This window comes from Nostoc sp., from assembly GCF_036917155.1.
Lineage (GTDB): Bacteria > Cyanobacteriota > Cyanobacteriia > Cyanobacteriales > Nostocaceae > Nostoc.
Genome location: NZ_JBALDZ010000116.1, coordinates 23,556 through 38,585, shown reverse-complemented (window position 1 = coordinate 38,585; position 15,030 = coordinate 23,556). Strand labels below are relative to the sequence as shown.

The window sequence follows — 15,030 nt, the reverse complement described above, 5'->3', positions numbered from 1 at the left end:
GCTCCCCTCTCCCATTTTTGCTATCCATTAGTCACATTTTTCTTAAGATTTATTAACATAGTTTGGTTTTTCCCCGTCGTTCTACTTAGGCTAAAGTTGTTGTCTTTTAACTCTTAACTTTTTTGATACCGCATCCCTGGTAATTGCGAAACGAAGCCCATAAGTTCTAACTGTAATAAAGCGCCGGAAACTGAGCCAGCAGCCATACCAGTTTGTTGGACAATAAAATCGAAGGGTAAAGCATCACTTGCCATCGCATCCATTACCGTTTGCAATTCTGGTGATAAAGTTGGTAAGTTTAACTGCTCTGGTGCTGTAGAAGCCTCAATTCCATCAATTTGTGGTATTGCTCCTAGCATTGTTAGCAGTTCGTCTAGTTCCTTAAGAATGAAAGTTGCTCCCTGACTCAATAACTTTAAGCACCCTTGGGATGGATAATCGTCCAATCTTCCAGGTAAGGCATAGACATCCCTACCAAATTCATTTGCGTAGGTAGCAGTAATTAGGGCACCAGATTTGATCGGCGCTTCCATTACCAGAATGGCGCGGCTTAAACCTGCAATAATTCGGTTGCGACGGGGAAAGTGAGTGCGATCGGGTGGGGTTTTGGTAGGGTACTCACTGAGGACTAAACCAGCCGTCAAAATTTGCTTATACAAATCCCGATTTTTATGTGGATAGATGACATCTACACCAGTTCCCAAAACTGCGATCGTCCGTCCACCTGCTTTCATAGCGGCAATGTGGCTTTCTGTGTCAATTCCCTCTGCCATCCCAGAGACAACCGTAAAGCCATTTTTAGCCAAAGCTGTACTAATTTGCCGAGTCCAACGGATACCATATTCTGAGGGGTGGCGGGTTCCGACAATTCCCACTAGCGGTTTTTGTCCGAGATTTTCTTGGAGTTCAACTTCACCGCGATAGTACAAAATCGGCGGCGGACTCGGAGTTTCTAACAGTAAGCGGGGATACTCTGCATCTGCTGGTGTCCAGAAATGGGAGTTTTCTTGCTGGTGCTTAGTGAATAGTTGTTCTGGGTGCAAACGCGATCGCTGTTGTACTACTTTTTCTAGTGTTTGAAAACCCAAACCTTCCACTTCTCCTAACTGTACTTTGGTAGCGTTCCAAGCTGTTGCCAGCGTACCAAAATGTTGTTGCATCCGTCGCAGTAATATCGGCCCAATTCCTGAAATTTGCGCCCAAGCTAGCCAATATGCGCCTTCTTCTACCACCGCTCCATCCTCACGCCTACTAGAGTGAGTATTCCCAAATTGGGGTTGGCTGTTGATGTGGAGGATGAACGTACATAGCTTTCACGCTTCGGTTGAACAATTTGTCCACCCCTTCTTCAGGACAGCGTGAAGCGGATATGGAAAAAGTATCACTCTACCACTTTTTCAACACAGAGACACCAAACTCAAATAAAAAAGTTGAACAATTAGGAGAGTGATGCTAAGAGAATGTGGGCGCGATGGGCGTAGCCCATCGCACTTGATCCAATACTCTGTTGTCTTCTCCTACAACCAACTCTCAGTTATACCCCAATCAACTCTAGTAACGCCTCTGTCGATATCTTGCCACTGATATCAGTACCTTCCAGCAGACTGTCTGCCAAATCTCGCTTGTGCTGATGCAAGTCCACAATCTTATCTTCAATAGTATCTTTTGCTACTAGGCGATAGATAGTCACCGGGCGTTGTTGACCGATGCGATGGGCACGGTCTGAGGCTTGGTCTTCTACGGCGGGATTCCACCAGGGGTCCATGTGAATGACGTAATCGGCGGCAGTAAGATTGAGACCAGTGCCGCCCGCCTTCAGGCTAATCAAAAACACATCTCCTGACCCAGCCTGGAAAGCATCCACTCGTTTTTTACGCTCTGGAGCGGGGGTACTGCCATCTAGATATTGATAATTAATACCTTGCTTATCCAGATAATCGCGGATGATGTGCAAATGGTCAACGAACTGACTAAATACTAGAGCCTTATGGCGATTCTCCAGTAAATCTCCCAGCACCTCAGCAAAAAGTTGTAATTTCGAGCTGGATAGTTCAGTGTCAGGCATCACCAGACTAGGATTACAACAAGCGCGGCGCAGTCTCATAATTTCTGCCAGCACTTGCAGATGTTTGTGGCCAGCAGTTGCCTCACTTTCGGTCAGTTTAGATATTGCCTCACGGCGCAACGCTTCATAGAAAGCCATTTCCTCCCGACTCAACTCCACATGCAGGAGGATTTCGGTACGAGAAGGCAATTCTTCCAGTACCTGATTTTTCAGGCGACGCAACAAAAATGGTTGAATGAGTTTTTTCAGTTTGTTGCGTGCAAGTTTATCCTGAAATTTCTCAATGGGGATAGCAAAGCGTTGATTGAAGCTTTCAAATGAACCCAGAAACCCAGGATTGATAAAGCGGAACAAAGTCCACAGTTCGCTGAGGTGGTTCTCAATCGGAGTCCCGGTGGTAATCAGTTTGAAACTACCTTTGAGGTTCATCGCCGCCTGGGAACGTTTGGTGGTCATATTTTTGATTGCCTGGGCTTCATCCAGCACAATCGTTTGCCACTGCACCTGGGAGAGCATTTGTGATACTTCTTCCTGCTGCAAGAGACCGTAGCTGCACACCAGCATATCAAACGGTTGTAACCCAGAGAGTAATTTTTGGCGATCGCTCCCACCAAATTGAATAATATTAAGAGTAGGAGCGAACCTCTGCGCTTCACTCACCCAATTCATGCACACCGAAGTGGGGGCAATAATTAGGGTTGGCCCCTGATGGGCGCGCATCAAGATAACAGCCAATGCCTGCACGGTCTTACCGAGTCCCATTTGGTCTGCTAAGCAGGCTCCCACACCCCAGTGTGCCAGACGCGCCAGCCAACTGAACCCCTCCATCTGGTAATCACGCAGTTCTGCTTGGAACGTAGAGGGGAGTTCCGCTTGGAGGCTTTGCACTTCCTTGAGACGCTCTATGTGTGCCTTCCAGTGTTTGTCTGCTTTTACCTTGCCCACCTCCTCAACCAAATCCTCTAAGCCTAATGTCGCCAGTGGGTGAAAGCGTATACCTTTACTGTGTTTTTCTGAAAACGCCCGCAATTCATCCAGGCGTTTACGAAATGCTTGGGTTAAAGCCAGGAATTGACCGTCACCAAGGGGGATAAAACGACTTGGGGTTTTATCCAATAGTTCTAGTAGTTGCTGCATATCCAGCACGAGGTCTTTATCCAGTTTCAACTCGCCAGTAGCAGCAAACCAATCTTGCTGGCGTTGGATAGTCATCTGAAAATCTTTGAGATCCGCTTGGTGCTTGACACGCAGTTTTTCTCCTTCCGGCCATTCCAGTACTACAGTATCCCCTAATGCTTGGAGTTCTAGCAGCAGTTCCAAACAGTCTTCTGGATCTTCTATGAGCCATTCACCATCTTGTTCTTCAGCACGAGTCAAGGTGGGACAAGCAATGATTGCGGCATTGGCAAGTTGCTTTTCTTCATGCAGATTTCGTCTGGTTTGCAGGCGCTTGCAGTCAATTTCGGCTATCACAGTTTCACCCCCCGCACCAGGACGGTAGTAGGGGCCACCTTGGGCAAAGGGACGAGATAGCAAGGATACTTTCAATCCGGCATTGGCAGGCAACAGGTGAATATGGGGTATAGTCTGGGCTGGTACTTCTTCAGATCCGGCCATTCCACCACCGATATCAGAATGTACGGTGACGATTCCAGAGACAGCATTGATGGCGGCTAAGACTTGCTTTTTGGCAGTAGCGGGTACGTTGAGCCGATTTTCTTTACCGATAATCTCGGCAATGCGTCGGTGTTCGGCACTAATTTCAATCACTTTGATGCGGGTTGGGGTTTCCTTGACAGCGAGGATATTGTGTGATGCATCTAGTTTGGGAGAAAATTCTAAAGTTAAGCGATCGCGTTTCCCTTTTTTGACAATTAGTTCCGGTTCTCCCTTGACAATTTCCACACGGGTGGTTGGTGCATCTTCCCAAAATACCAAGGGGTGTCCAATCAACGCAGAGATTACCTTGGCGTTGAATGTATACTCGGTTTTGCCACGATATCCATAATCATAGTTCGTAAATGTTTCAATGCAGCCACATACCCGGAGATCCTGGGATGTGAGATAATCAAGCTCACCCAGATTTCCGCTTAAACGCTTGATGGCTATCGGGCGACCTTTACTCCACTCGCCTTTGGCATTAACCTTTTGTTCGCGGGGTTGCAAGATACATTTGCTGGGGTAGAAAGTAATAAACCATGCCAAGCGCAGTTCTGCTTCAGCTTTTACAGCTGCTTGGGGTTCCTTCTGGAGATTGGAGAGTGCGTTTAAGCACATCTCCCAAGGTTCTTGTGGTTGTATCACGTCAATAATGCTGTCTATACCGATATCTTCGCCCAGTATTTCTGCCTGGGTTTCATAGCTGCTGTTCGGTTTGAGTCGGGACAATAGTTCTGCACTCTCCATCGCCAGCCAGTGATAACCAGATGCTACAGCTTGTTGGTAAAATTCCTCTAACAATAATCTAGGCAGGTGCTTTTTGGCTCTGTCGGTATCTACCCAGTAATGGCAGAGGGCGAAAAACAGGGTTTCTAGGCTGTTGTGTTCTTCAGGGAACAGGATGCGGTTGCTGATGATGAATTCTTTTTGCGCGATATCGCCTAATTGGACTTGCAGCAGGATTTTCAACTGTGCATAAATCGACCTCAGCCAATGGTCTGATTGACGTGCAAGCAGACTGGTGTAATCAAGTGCTTCTTGGAGACTGTCGCGCGAACCATCTTTTAACAGTGCCAAAATAAAAAACAAGCCGCCCATAGTGCTAAAATATACTTGGCGCTTGCCTGTGGCTTTCTTGTTCGCGCAGCGTCTCGAAGAGAGGAATTTGATCCCAGCAGTGTAATCAGTTACGGCTTGCTGATTATCGCCACGTAAAAAATTCAACCAACCTTTATATACAAAGGCGTTATCTCGATAATCTTCGGATATGCACTCCAAACTCTCTTGTGCTTCTTGTATACAACCCCGTAGCAGCAGTTGTTCTGTCAAAATTAGGTGCAAGTAATCTGAGGAATGTCCACCTCCTATAGCGCATTCTTCTTGAAGTAGGGCAAAGGCAACATCTGCGGGAGAACATTTCAGCGCTGCATTGATGAGGATGATAGATATGCAGCTGTCATACAATTCTTGTGGCAGGGTGCGAAACCAATCTGCATCGAATGGGTTAGTGCATACTTGCTCGAAGATATTTTCTATGGATATCTTGTCTTTGCTGTTATTGTATCTGTTGTAATCTTCAATCTGTTTGTTAATGAAACTGAGGTTCTGGCTGTAAAGACCAATGCGGACTTCTCGGATAAATTGGCTTTCCTTTTGGAAATACAGTGGCCCATCTTGCCAACGAGCTTTTGCTCCTAACTTGTCATGCACGGTTTTTGCCATGACTTCAAAACAGCCGGCTTTCACTGCCGAGCGAGTAGCAATCTCTACCAGTAACGGATGGCACTGAGGTCCTTGTCCTTGTTCTTGAACCAGCAAGTCTGCTGCTAGCAATCCATCAATATAGGGCTTTAATGTAGCGTTAACGAAAGGCTTGTAATTGCGATCGCGCGCACCGATGTAATTCAAACAGTCTAAGAACGAAGTTCTGTTGATCGGTTCGTAAATGACCGAGAACAATTGAACAATCTTTTCTTCTAGTGGTGGTAGCTGACGGTACGTTTGAGTGAGTTGCGTTTGTAGTTTTTGGTGATCAGCCTCAGAATCGTTCATGGTAATCATCGGGCGCGTTACATTCACTCATGATAAATTTTTGTACCGTTAGGGTATTTTACATCCATAACGTACCAGTTGTTCTTAGGCGATCGCAAAACGATATCCGCATCACCACACTTTCAATACGGTTCGGTTAAGGCAAGAGACGCGATAAATCGCCGTCTCTACAATAGACATCTCCGAAAAACAATGTAGAGACGTAGCACTGCTACGTCTCTACAAGGGTTATGGGTAAAGCATATTTAATTTCTGGAGATGTCTAATAATCAGGCTTGTCATCAAAAAACCTTATCCGAACCGTATTGGGCGAAGCCCCGCCTTCGGCGATCGCTACTCAACGATTGGAAGAAAGGGAACTGCGACTTCTGTTGCAACTTCTACAGCACGGGAGCGCCTGCTCCAAAAGTTGAGGCGGACGAACGTGTTATGCAAACAAAGCTTGCTTAAGCTGCTGACAAGCCTTTTCAATTGCATCTATACTACCTGGATTCACCAAACCAAAATAATCAAACACATAAACTCGGTTATTTTTAGTTGCTTGCAATTGCTGCCAAAAAGCTTCCTTTCTCAAAGAATCTAAAAGTGCTGCTTCCGAATCTCCTTGTGGAGGATTAACTAAAATTATCACCTCTGGATTTGCTTCTAAAACTTTCTCAGCCGAAAGTGTCACATAGCCGCCAACTGGGCTTTTTCCTTGTAAATCTGCGGCTATATTTTTCGCCTGAAACTTCGCCAGCAAATCCCCTGCCCAACTATTTTTATTTGGCGCTAAAATTGGTTGACGACTAACCAGGGCTAGAGTAGAAGGACTCTGAGTTGGTTTATCTGGCAGAAAAGTTTTATAACGGTTTAACAAAGGCTGAGGATCGGCATTAATTAACCCAGCCAGTTTTTTAGTAAGTTCTTCTAGAGATTTCCAGCTATTCACCTTAGTGAGCAAAGTAGCAATTCCTAGCTGCTGAAGTTTTTGAATTGGAGTGTTAGAAAAACCTTCAGCACCAATAACTAAATCTGGTTTGAGTGCTACAACTTTCTCTAAATTTGGCGGACTTTGACCTTCACTAACGCGGGGAATATCTTGGAATCTTGAATCATTCTTAAATAATTTACTACCAGTGATTCCAACAACTTTTGTTTGATCGAGTCGAGAGATAATATCAGCAGAAAGAGAAGAAAGGGCAACAACTCTTTTTGCTGATTCTTTTGGAAATTGTTGAGAGTTCGTGTTAGTCGCCTCAGTGCTATTTTCCACTTTGGTTTGTGGTTGCTGAGTATTTGCAGTGGTGCAAGCAACTAAAACTATACTCAACAAAATTGCTAAAGCAGATAAGAGCCAACGACGATGCATATTAAAATTCCTTCTGAGGTAAGAATGTAGGACTTACGCAAAAACGGGAGCATCCCAGATTTTTAAATTTCCTATTGCGCTGGATTAGGATAGGAACAAGAAAATGGAGAAACGAACCGCAAAGAACGCAAAGAGCGCAAAGGGAAGACAGTTATAAAGGGTTTGTGCCTCAGTCCCGTGAATTTTTGAAAAATTGGGATGCTCCCCGCAAAAGCTCTCTGAAATTCTTGTTTATTTGCGTCCTTTGCGTCCTTTGCGGTTCGTTTTTTCATGATTTTGCGTAAGTCCTGGAATGGTATAAGATTGATATCGATTAGGTCTGTTGTAACTGCTAAAACAGATGTACGCTCATCCGAATGTAATTGTTCCAATCCCCAATCCCCAGTTAAACTTACTTTGTCTCCATCCAATTTTCACCGACACGCGCCTCTACCAGTAATGGCACACTCAACTGTACTGCATTTTCCATCACCGACTTAATTTGCAGTTGTAATTCTCCCCACTCATCAGGGGGAATTTCAAACACTAATTCATCGTGAACTTGCAATAACAAACGCGCCTGATATTTCTTTAAAACCTCATACAATCTCACCATTGCAATTTTGATAATATCAGCATTAGAACCTTGAATTGGTGCATTAGCCGCAGAGCGTAATAAACCTGCATCGTAAGCACCCAAATTCTTCAACTTACTCAAATCTATATCTTCAGGGTTACTATCTTTTAATTTGCGTAAACTGTTATTAGTAAAGTCAAAATAACGACGGCGACCGAAAATAGTTTCTACATAACCAAGAGCGATCGCTTCTTTTTTAACTCGCTCCAAATATGCAAAAACTTTGGGATATCGTTCATTAAACCGCTTAATGAACTCGTTGGCAATGGTCTTATCTATCCCAGTTGAGCGCGAAAATCTGAGAGAACCCATTCCATAAATCACGCCAAAATTGATAGTTTTTGCCATCCCTCGTTCTTCTGATGTGATATTTTCTTTTTCAAACACTAATCGCGCCGTAACAGTGTGAACATCTTCATTTTGCTGATATGCTTGCACTAATATCGGCTCTTGACTCAAATGGGCCAAAATCCGCAATTCAATTTGTGAGTAATCAGCAGCCACCATTAACCAACCAGCTTCAGGCAAAAACGCCTTCCGAATCTGGCGACTAAAAGCTGTACGAATGGGGATATTTTGCAAATTCGGATTAGAAGAAGATAACCTACCAGTTGATGTTGCTGCTTGATTAAAATCAGTATGCACCCGCTGGGTATCTGGACGCACCAATGCAGGTAAGGCATCAACATAAGTAGACTTTAATTTAGATAGGGTGCGATACTCAATGATCGCCTCAACAAACCCAGTGTTATCATCTTCTTGAAGTCTTTCCAGAGTTGCTGCGTCTGTAGAGAATCCTGTTTGAATTTTACGAGAATGTCTAGTACTTAACCCCAATTTTTCAAACAAAATTTGACTTAATTGTTTAGGAGAACCCAAGTTAAAATTTTCCCCAGCTATTTCAGTTGCTTCCTCTTTTAACCTGGCTAACTCTGTTTCTAAATGCTGCGAAAGTTCTTGTAAGTAAGCTGAATTAATGCGAATACCTGTGTATTCCATTTCGGCTAAAACTGCTTCTAGTGGCTGTTCGACTTCCACAAATAGCTTAGACAAAGCTGGAAATTGCTCCAGATCCTCACGCAATTTCGCTACTAAACCAAAGGTGGAATAAGCATCCATCCCACAGTAATTTGCGACGGCGGGAATATCTATATCAGCGATAGTTTTGCCTTTAGGAACTAAATCTAAATAACTTTTAGCCGTCAATCCCAAATATCGCTGCGACAAATCCATCAAATTATGTTTAGAATCTGGATTTAGAATGTAACTTGCCAGCATCGGATCAAACACTACACCCGCCAAATTAATTCCTTGACACCTGAGAACTAATCGGTCAAATTTGGCATTTTGTAAAGCTTTGGGATAATCGGCACTTTCAAGAATTGGGCGTAATGCTTCTAACACCAAATCTTTATGCAAATTTTCTCCAGTTTTGTGCCCCACAGGAATATAGGCTACTTCATCTGGTTGCGTTCCCCAACAGCAACCAATTCCTACTAACTCAGCATCTCTTGGTTCTAAAGCGGTAGTTTCAGTATCCCAAGCAACGGGTGTTTCTGGATTAGTGAATTTTTGCAAAAGTTTCACTAACTCAGTTAATTTGGCTTCAGTGTTAATAATGCCTGGTTTAATTGGGGAAGTAGATTGTTGGGGGACTGCTGCCGTATCACTAGCACTGAAAAACCACAAATCATTATCTTCATCAGTGCTGAATTCTGAGTTAGCAGAGTTAGTATTATTTGCATCTATTTTTGCTTCTTGCTTTTCTTCAACTTTGCCACCAAAACGTTGCTGAAGGTCGTTTATTCTGCCTAAAAAAGACTTGAATTCTAATTTTTCTAAAATTGGTGATAAGACGCTTGTATCAAAGCCTTTTAATTTGCAATCTTCTAAATCAAATTCTATAGGAACATCTAAAACTATGGTTGCCAAATAGCGAGACTTCTCGGCATCTTCTCTACCTGCTGCCAGTCTTTTCTGAGTTGCACCTTTAATTTCATCTAAGGCAGCATAAACATTTTCAAGTGAACCATAGGTATTTAGCAGTTGTACTGCTGTTTTTTCCCCAATTCCCTTGACACCAGGAATATTATCTGATTTATCACCACAAAGAGCTTTGAAATCAACAATTTGTGAAGGTAAAACGCCCATCTTCTCTTTGACTTGTTCTGCCTCAAATTCCGTGATGCTATTTGTAGAGCGCTTTAGCGCATCTGGACTAAAATTCAGAACAGTGATTTCTTTGTCAGAATCGATCAGTTGAAATAAATCGCGATCGCCAGTGAGAATCTTCACCTTATATCCAGCAGCAGTTACTCGTTGTGCTAAGGTTCCCAAAACATCATCAGCCTCAAAACCAGGGGCAGTGAAAAAGGGTAGATTGAAGCCATTCAGCAACTCATGGAGATTTTCTAAGTCGGGAATAAAGTCTTCTGGCGTTTCCGGGCGATCGGCTTTATAAGTCTCGTCAGCTTCATGGCGAAAAGTTGCCTCAGCCAAATCAAAAGCGATCGCCATTGCTTGAGGCTGTTGTGTTGCCATTACCTCCAGCAGGCACTTCACAAAACCAAAACATATACTCGTGGGAATCCCCGTTTTGGTACGCAGTCCTCCATCTCGCCCTTTGGCGAAAGCAAAGTATGAACGATAGGCCAGTGAATGTCCATCTACAAGGATGAACGTAGGGCGTGTTGCAGTTACAGAAGTGAAAGTTTCAGACATAGCCCTATTTTAGCCAGAAGCTTTGTCACATAGTTAGCAATTTGCAATGCTAGTTCAGCTTGGCTTTGGCGATAATAACGCACTTTATTCAGTGCAAATCATTTTATGTATGATTTTAGACATAGTAATTTCTAAGCATTTGCAGTTTTAGTACGGAAGCCCAGTAGAACCAACTTTTGCCAGGGATACTACCCTAATTAAGTACGTGAGTATCAACATAGTAACCAGATATTGACCAGATCCCCAACTTCTCAGCAGAAATTGGGGATCTATACTCCTGAGCGTTTTATGTTTAATTAGATAGACCTAGCTTACTTCTCAGGAACCACAAACACTAACTTAGTATTTCGACATAAGACTACCACTATGACAAAGCCTCTCTTCTTTAATAAAACTTTATATGTACCAATCATGAACTATACTTTCCGAAGGGCTTGAATATAAAAGCTTTACATAAAGTTACGTGTATTTATCAAGCCTATAATCAAAATTTCAGAGTTAAAAAGAAGTTAGCAATCCCGTAATGATTCGTTTTAGAAAAGCATCTTCTATTCATGACAACAAAACTATTTAACATTAACACTCTAGCTGCTGCCACAACGTTGGCAGGAATTATTGCAACATCTGGAACAGCTAATGCAGCTTCTCTCTCTTACACTAGTTCCATTGATTACGATTTGACAGATATCACTGATGCACCTCTGAGCGTCCAACAATTTGACTCATCTCTAGGCACACTCAAGGGTGTAACAATAGGATTTACTGGCGACATCCTCGGAAATGCAGGTTTTGAAAACACAGGTAAAAGCTCGACCAATATAACAGTAAACCTTGCCAGTGAACTCAGCTTAGAACTAAATAATCAGTCTCTATTTACACTCAATCCACAAAATAGCTTCAGTTACAAAGTTGGTCAATTTGACAACAGCATTGATTTTGGTGGTACATCTGGAAAGACTGTTTCCGGACTAACTGCCACACAATCTGGTACTCAGTCTTTCACTAATACCCAATTCTTGCAGTCTTTCATTGGTAATAGCAACATAGACTTTTTGTTCTCAGCTACAGCAAATTCAGTAGTTTCAGGTTCGGGCAACATAGCATCTTATGTTCAAACGCTTGCCAAAGCAAATATCAAAGTAACTTATGACTATGATGATGTTAAATCGATACCTGAACCTTCCACCACCCTTGGAGTTGGTTTAATTGCTGGGCTTTGTCTGTTGTCACAACGCAAAAAAAGCTGGATCAAAGGGTAAAATTCATAGACTTTCTTGAATAAGTGGTTTTTTCGATCCTATAAATTAAAAACCCCAATCTTTTCGAGAATCGGGGTTTTTTGTGATGATTATTATCCAGAATTTTGAGAAATTTTGAACAATATTTAAAACTACAATCGTGTGATTCAGCATCCTCATGTTATAAAAATTAGGTTGACTAGAGAACCCAATTTTTGCTATTACTCCCCACTGGTCACTAGACCCTGTTAACCTCTTACTGGAACTTAAAATCTAGGAAATTATGCAGAAAGCATCTGCCACCCATTTGGCATCTACCGATCATCAGGCTGCTGCAAAAGAGATTAAACTACTAGTTTTGGATATAGATGGCACGATCGCCGGACACTCTAACACCATCCGCGAACCTGTAAAGCAAGCAATCTTTGCGGCCCAAGCACGAGGAATTCAAGTGGCGATCGCTACAGGTCGAATGTATCGTTCAGCTTTACGCTTTCACCAAGACATCGGCTCTACCTTACCATTAATGGCCTATCAGGGAGCCTGGATTCAAGACCCCATCGCTCAAAAAATTCATCGTCATTGGGCTGTTTCCAGGGAAATCGCCCACCAGCTAATCGACTATTTTGAACAGCCTGAGTTGCGATCGCTCCTATCTGTCCACTTCTATATCAACGATCAGCTATACGTCCGTGAATTAACCAAAGAAACCGAAATTTATGCAGAACGTTCTGGTGTGATCCCAATTCCCGTAGGTGATTTACGCCAAGCCTTGACGAATGAACCGACAAAAATTCTTGCTTTGTCTGATGACACTGACTTAATCGACAAGCTATTAGGAAATTTGCGCCGCCAGTACACACCCGCCGAACTTTACTTAACAACATCTGTAGCTACCTTTTTTGAAGCAACTAACGCTTCTGTAAATAAGGGAACTGCTGTACGTTATCTAGCCGAAGAGTTGTTGGGATTAGAGTTAGCAAACGTTATGGCCATTGGCGATAACTTCAATGATGTGGAAATGCTGGAATATGTTGGACTTGGTGTTGCTATGGGTAACGCACCAGCAGGAGTGCAAGCGATCGCACAGTGGGTAGCTCCTAGTGTAGAGGAAGATGGGGCAGCAGTAGCAATTGAAAAGTTTTTGCTGTAGTGAAGGTATTTTTTCTAACCTAACCCATATAAATCAGAAAGGACACCGACGACTGGCCGTGTTTCGTCTCGGTGCCCTAGCTGGTTCGCTCCTCACACACCTGCTAATTTAGCCGAGGTGGTGCATTGAGTCAATAGCTATATTAAAGTTTTTATTTTTACCTAAGCAACATTACCGATTTATAACTCCAAGGGCGCAACAACCCCCAGGTTTTCCTCTAGAACATATCTTAATACTGACTGAGTAGCCATGAGCAATCCCAGTCTGGCTTGAGCTAGCTCTGGTGACGTAATTTTCACCTCACCCCAAATCCGGCAATTAGACCAGAACTTTTCAAAAGCTTGGCTCAAATTCAGTGCTACTTTTTCCCATTTCACAGAACCGCTAACATCAGGGCACTCTATGTTGTCTACCACTTGTATTAATTCGTCAATTAGACGACGCTCATCTGGGTGATTTAGCCGCAATGTCCCGTCACAATTAAGCCAAGGTATAGGGTTGGGAAAGATAACATCCCAAAAATCTGGACTAGTATTTGGAACCGGTTCTCTAAGTTTAATCAATCCTTCTCGATGAGCCAGAAGCACTAGCGAACAGCAGCGTGCATGGGCATATTGAACGGCGAATTGGGGATTGGGGATTGGGAGTTTGGGGGGATTGGGGATTGGCTTTAGTAGTCCCCCTTGTCCCCTTGTCCCCTCATCACCCCCATCTCCCCCAGTCCCCAGTCCCCAGCCCCCAGCCCCCAATCCCCCCAAACTCCCAACCACGAGACTTTGTAGCCAAGTCGCTAAGGTTGAGTGAGTTAATTCAAAATGTATCAAACCAGGAGGAACTATTTGGATGCTAAAAACGTCGCCACAAATCCCCGATATATCTGAGGCGATCGCACTAGCAAGCTCAATTGCTTTTCGATTCTGAGATTTTGATAGTCTCAAGGACACATTTGAGGTGTATAAAACTCTATTTGCATCTCTACCTTTATGTAGAGGAATTTTTTCATTTTTTATGCAGTCATTTTCTGTTTTGTAAGTATCAATGCTTATTGATTTGATTAAATAACTGTACAATAGCTGTTTTATTGACGTATATTTGCTAACTGGTAATGTATGATGCACGTAATATTATTTAAATAGTCATGTAAGATATATTTGTTACATTTCTGTCATCTGTCTTGCGGTATAAATTTAATTTAGATGAAGAAAAATGAGAAGAGGATAAAATTTAATGAATAATCGATGAATAGTAAGTAAACTTTACTACCATCATTGTACAGTAGGAAGTATAACAAAAGAGTAGAGAGTAATTTGCTTTCTATTCTTTGGATTGGCTGGCGCTGTTAGGCGTTAAGCCTGCCTCGTCAACACAAAGACACTCCTTGCACCCTTTTATTTACGTCTTTGTCTTCAGCCGAACGCTCTTTGTTACCTATGCAATCTCCATCCTCCTTTTCTGAGGCATCACGGCCTTTTCTGACTTGGCAACGCATTCTTGACTGGGCTCAAGAACACTACCGCTGCCGCACCTTTAGCAAAGATGAGCGCATTCCAGCCCGGCCTGGATTGCTGTATTTGGTGCAAAGGGGTGCGATCCGCATGGTAGGAACCGCACAAGTTAGTGCGACTGCTAGTCAGCTAACATCTCGACGAATCAACAGAACTCCAGAAGAAGCGTTCTTGGGTTTTGTGGGAGCGGGACAGCCATTTGAAATTGTTGCTCAATCACCATTCACACTCCAGGCTTACGCCCATGTTGACCAAACTGCGGTGCTGTGGATGTACTGGCACGATTTAGACAATTGGCCTCACTTCCGTCGCGAAGTTATGGATGCCTTTAGGTATCAGCATCAGCGTAAGCTGCTGTGGCTGAGTGCCTTGGGACAACGCCGCACAATTGACCGACTCTTAGGATTTCTCACATTGTTAATTGAGGAATATGGAGAACCAGCAATGAGCGACACTGATCCTGATGTGATTCGCGGTTATTGTCTGCCCTTCCCCCTCACCCATGCCCAAATTGGTAGTGCGATTGGTTCCACTCGTGTTACCGTCACCCGCTTGATGGGTAAGCTGCGTCAACGTGGCTTAATTCTGACTCAAGGCGATAATCTAATATGCTTGCCAGCAGAGTCGATTAATAGAGCTGGTTAAAGTACAGTTCAGAGCGGCGATTTCC

8 protein-coding genes are annotated in these 15,030 nt (G+C 43.3%); 3 read left to right on the top strand and 5 right to left on the bottom strand.

All coding sequences use genetic code 11. The features are described from left to right. Positions 1-113 precede the first annotated feature (113 nt). The 4 genes from dprA to polA all read right to left on the bottom strand — a co-directional run bounded on the left by dprA (position 114) and on the right by polA (position 10,464). Positions 114-1,232: a DNA-processing protein DprA gene (dprA, locus tag V7K67_RS16410; RefSeq protein ID WP_334730047.1), complete on the bottom strand. Its 1,119-nt coding sequence runs from the start codon at positions 1,230-1,232 to the stop codon at positions 114-116. Between the two features lie 302 nt (positions 1,233-1,534). Beyond that, a complete protein-coding gene (locus tag V7K67_RS16405; protein WP_335167476.1) occupies positions 1,535-5,785 on the bottom strand; it encodes a DEAD/DEAH box helicase in 4,251 nt (1,416 codons plus the stop codon). 418 nt (positions 5,786-6,203) lie between these two features. Continuing rightward, positions 6,204-7,127 carry an ABC transporter substrate-binding protein gene (locus V7K67_RS16400; RefSeq protein ID WP_334730049.1) on the bottom strand — a complete coding sequence of 308 codons (924 nt, stop codon included), beginning with the start codon at positions 7,125-7,127 and terminating at the stop codon, positions 6,204-6,206. A 391-nt stretch (positions 7,128-7,518) separates the two neighbouring features. Then, positions 7,519-10,464, bottom strand: coding sequence for a DNA polymerase I (gene polA, locus V7K67_RS16395; RefSeq protein WP_335167456.1), 2,946 nt, complete (start codon positions 10,462-10,464; stop codon positions 7,519-7,521). 554 nt (positions 10,465-11,018) lie between these two features. Here polA and V7K67_RS16390 point away from each other — a divergent pair. Further along, positions 11,019-11,723, top strand: coding sequence for a PEP-CTERM sorting domain-containing protein (locus tag V7K67_RS16390; protein WP_334708009.1), 705 nt, complete (start codon positions 11,019-11,021; stop codon positions 11,721-11,723). A 262-nt stretch (positions 11,724-11,985) separates the two neighbouring features. Next, a complete protein-coding gene (locus V7K67_RS16385; protein ID WP_334730051.1) occupies positions 11,986-12,855 on the top strand; it encodes a Cof-type HAD-IIB family hydrolase in 870 nt (289 codons plus the stop codon). A gap of 179 nt (positions 12,856-13,034) precedes the next feature. Here the strand turns inward: V7K67_RS16385 and V7K67_RS16380 are convergent, their stop codons facing one another. Continuing rightward, positions 13,035-13,799: a DALR anticodon-binding domain-containing protein gene (locus tag V7K67_RS16380; RefSeq protein WP_335167454.1), complete on the bottom strand. Its 765-nt coding sequence runs from the start codon at positions 13,797-13,799 to the stop codon at positions 13,035-13,037. A gap of 486 nt (positions 13,800-14,285) precedes the next feature. Between V7K67_RS16380 and V7K67_RS16375 the strand changes: the two genes are divergently transcribed. Beyond that, a complete protein-coding gene (locus V7K67_RS16375) occupies positions 14,286-15,005 on the top strand; it encodes a Crp/Fnr family transcriptional regulator (RefSeq protein WP_012412419.1) in 720 nt (239 codons plus the stop codon). Positions 15,006-15,030: the final 25 nt, after the last annotated feature.

Bases quoted from the DNA above. Each gene is read 5' to 3' on its own strand.
- V7K67_RS16405 (WP_335167476.1), bottom strand. From the start codon at position 5,785: ATGATTACCATGAACGATTCTGAGGCTGATCACCAAAAACTACAAACG.
- V7K67_RS16400 (WP_334730049.1), bottom strand. From the start codon at position 7,127: ATGCATCGTCGTTGGCTCTTATCTGCTTTAGCAATTTTGTTGAGTATA.
- polA (WP_335167456.1), bottom strand. From the start codon at position 10,464: ATGTCTGAAACTTTCACTTCTGTAACTGCAACACGCCCTACGTTCATC.
- V7K67_RS16375 (WP_012412419.1), top strand. From the start codon at position 14,286: ATGCAATCTCCATCCTCCTTTTCTGAGGCATCACGGCCTTTTCTGACT.
- V7K67_RS16385 (WP_334730051.1), top strand. From the start codon at position 11,986: ATGCAGAAAGCATCTGCCACCCATTTGGCATCTACCGATCATCAGGCT.
- V7K67_RS16390 (WP_334708009.1), top strand. From the start codon at position 11,019: ATGACAACAAAACTATTTAACATTAACACTCTAGCTGCTGCCACAACG.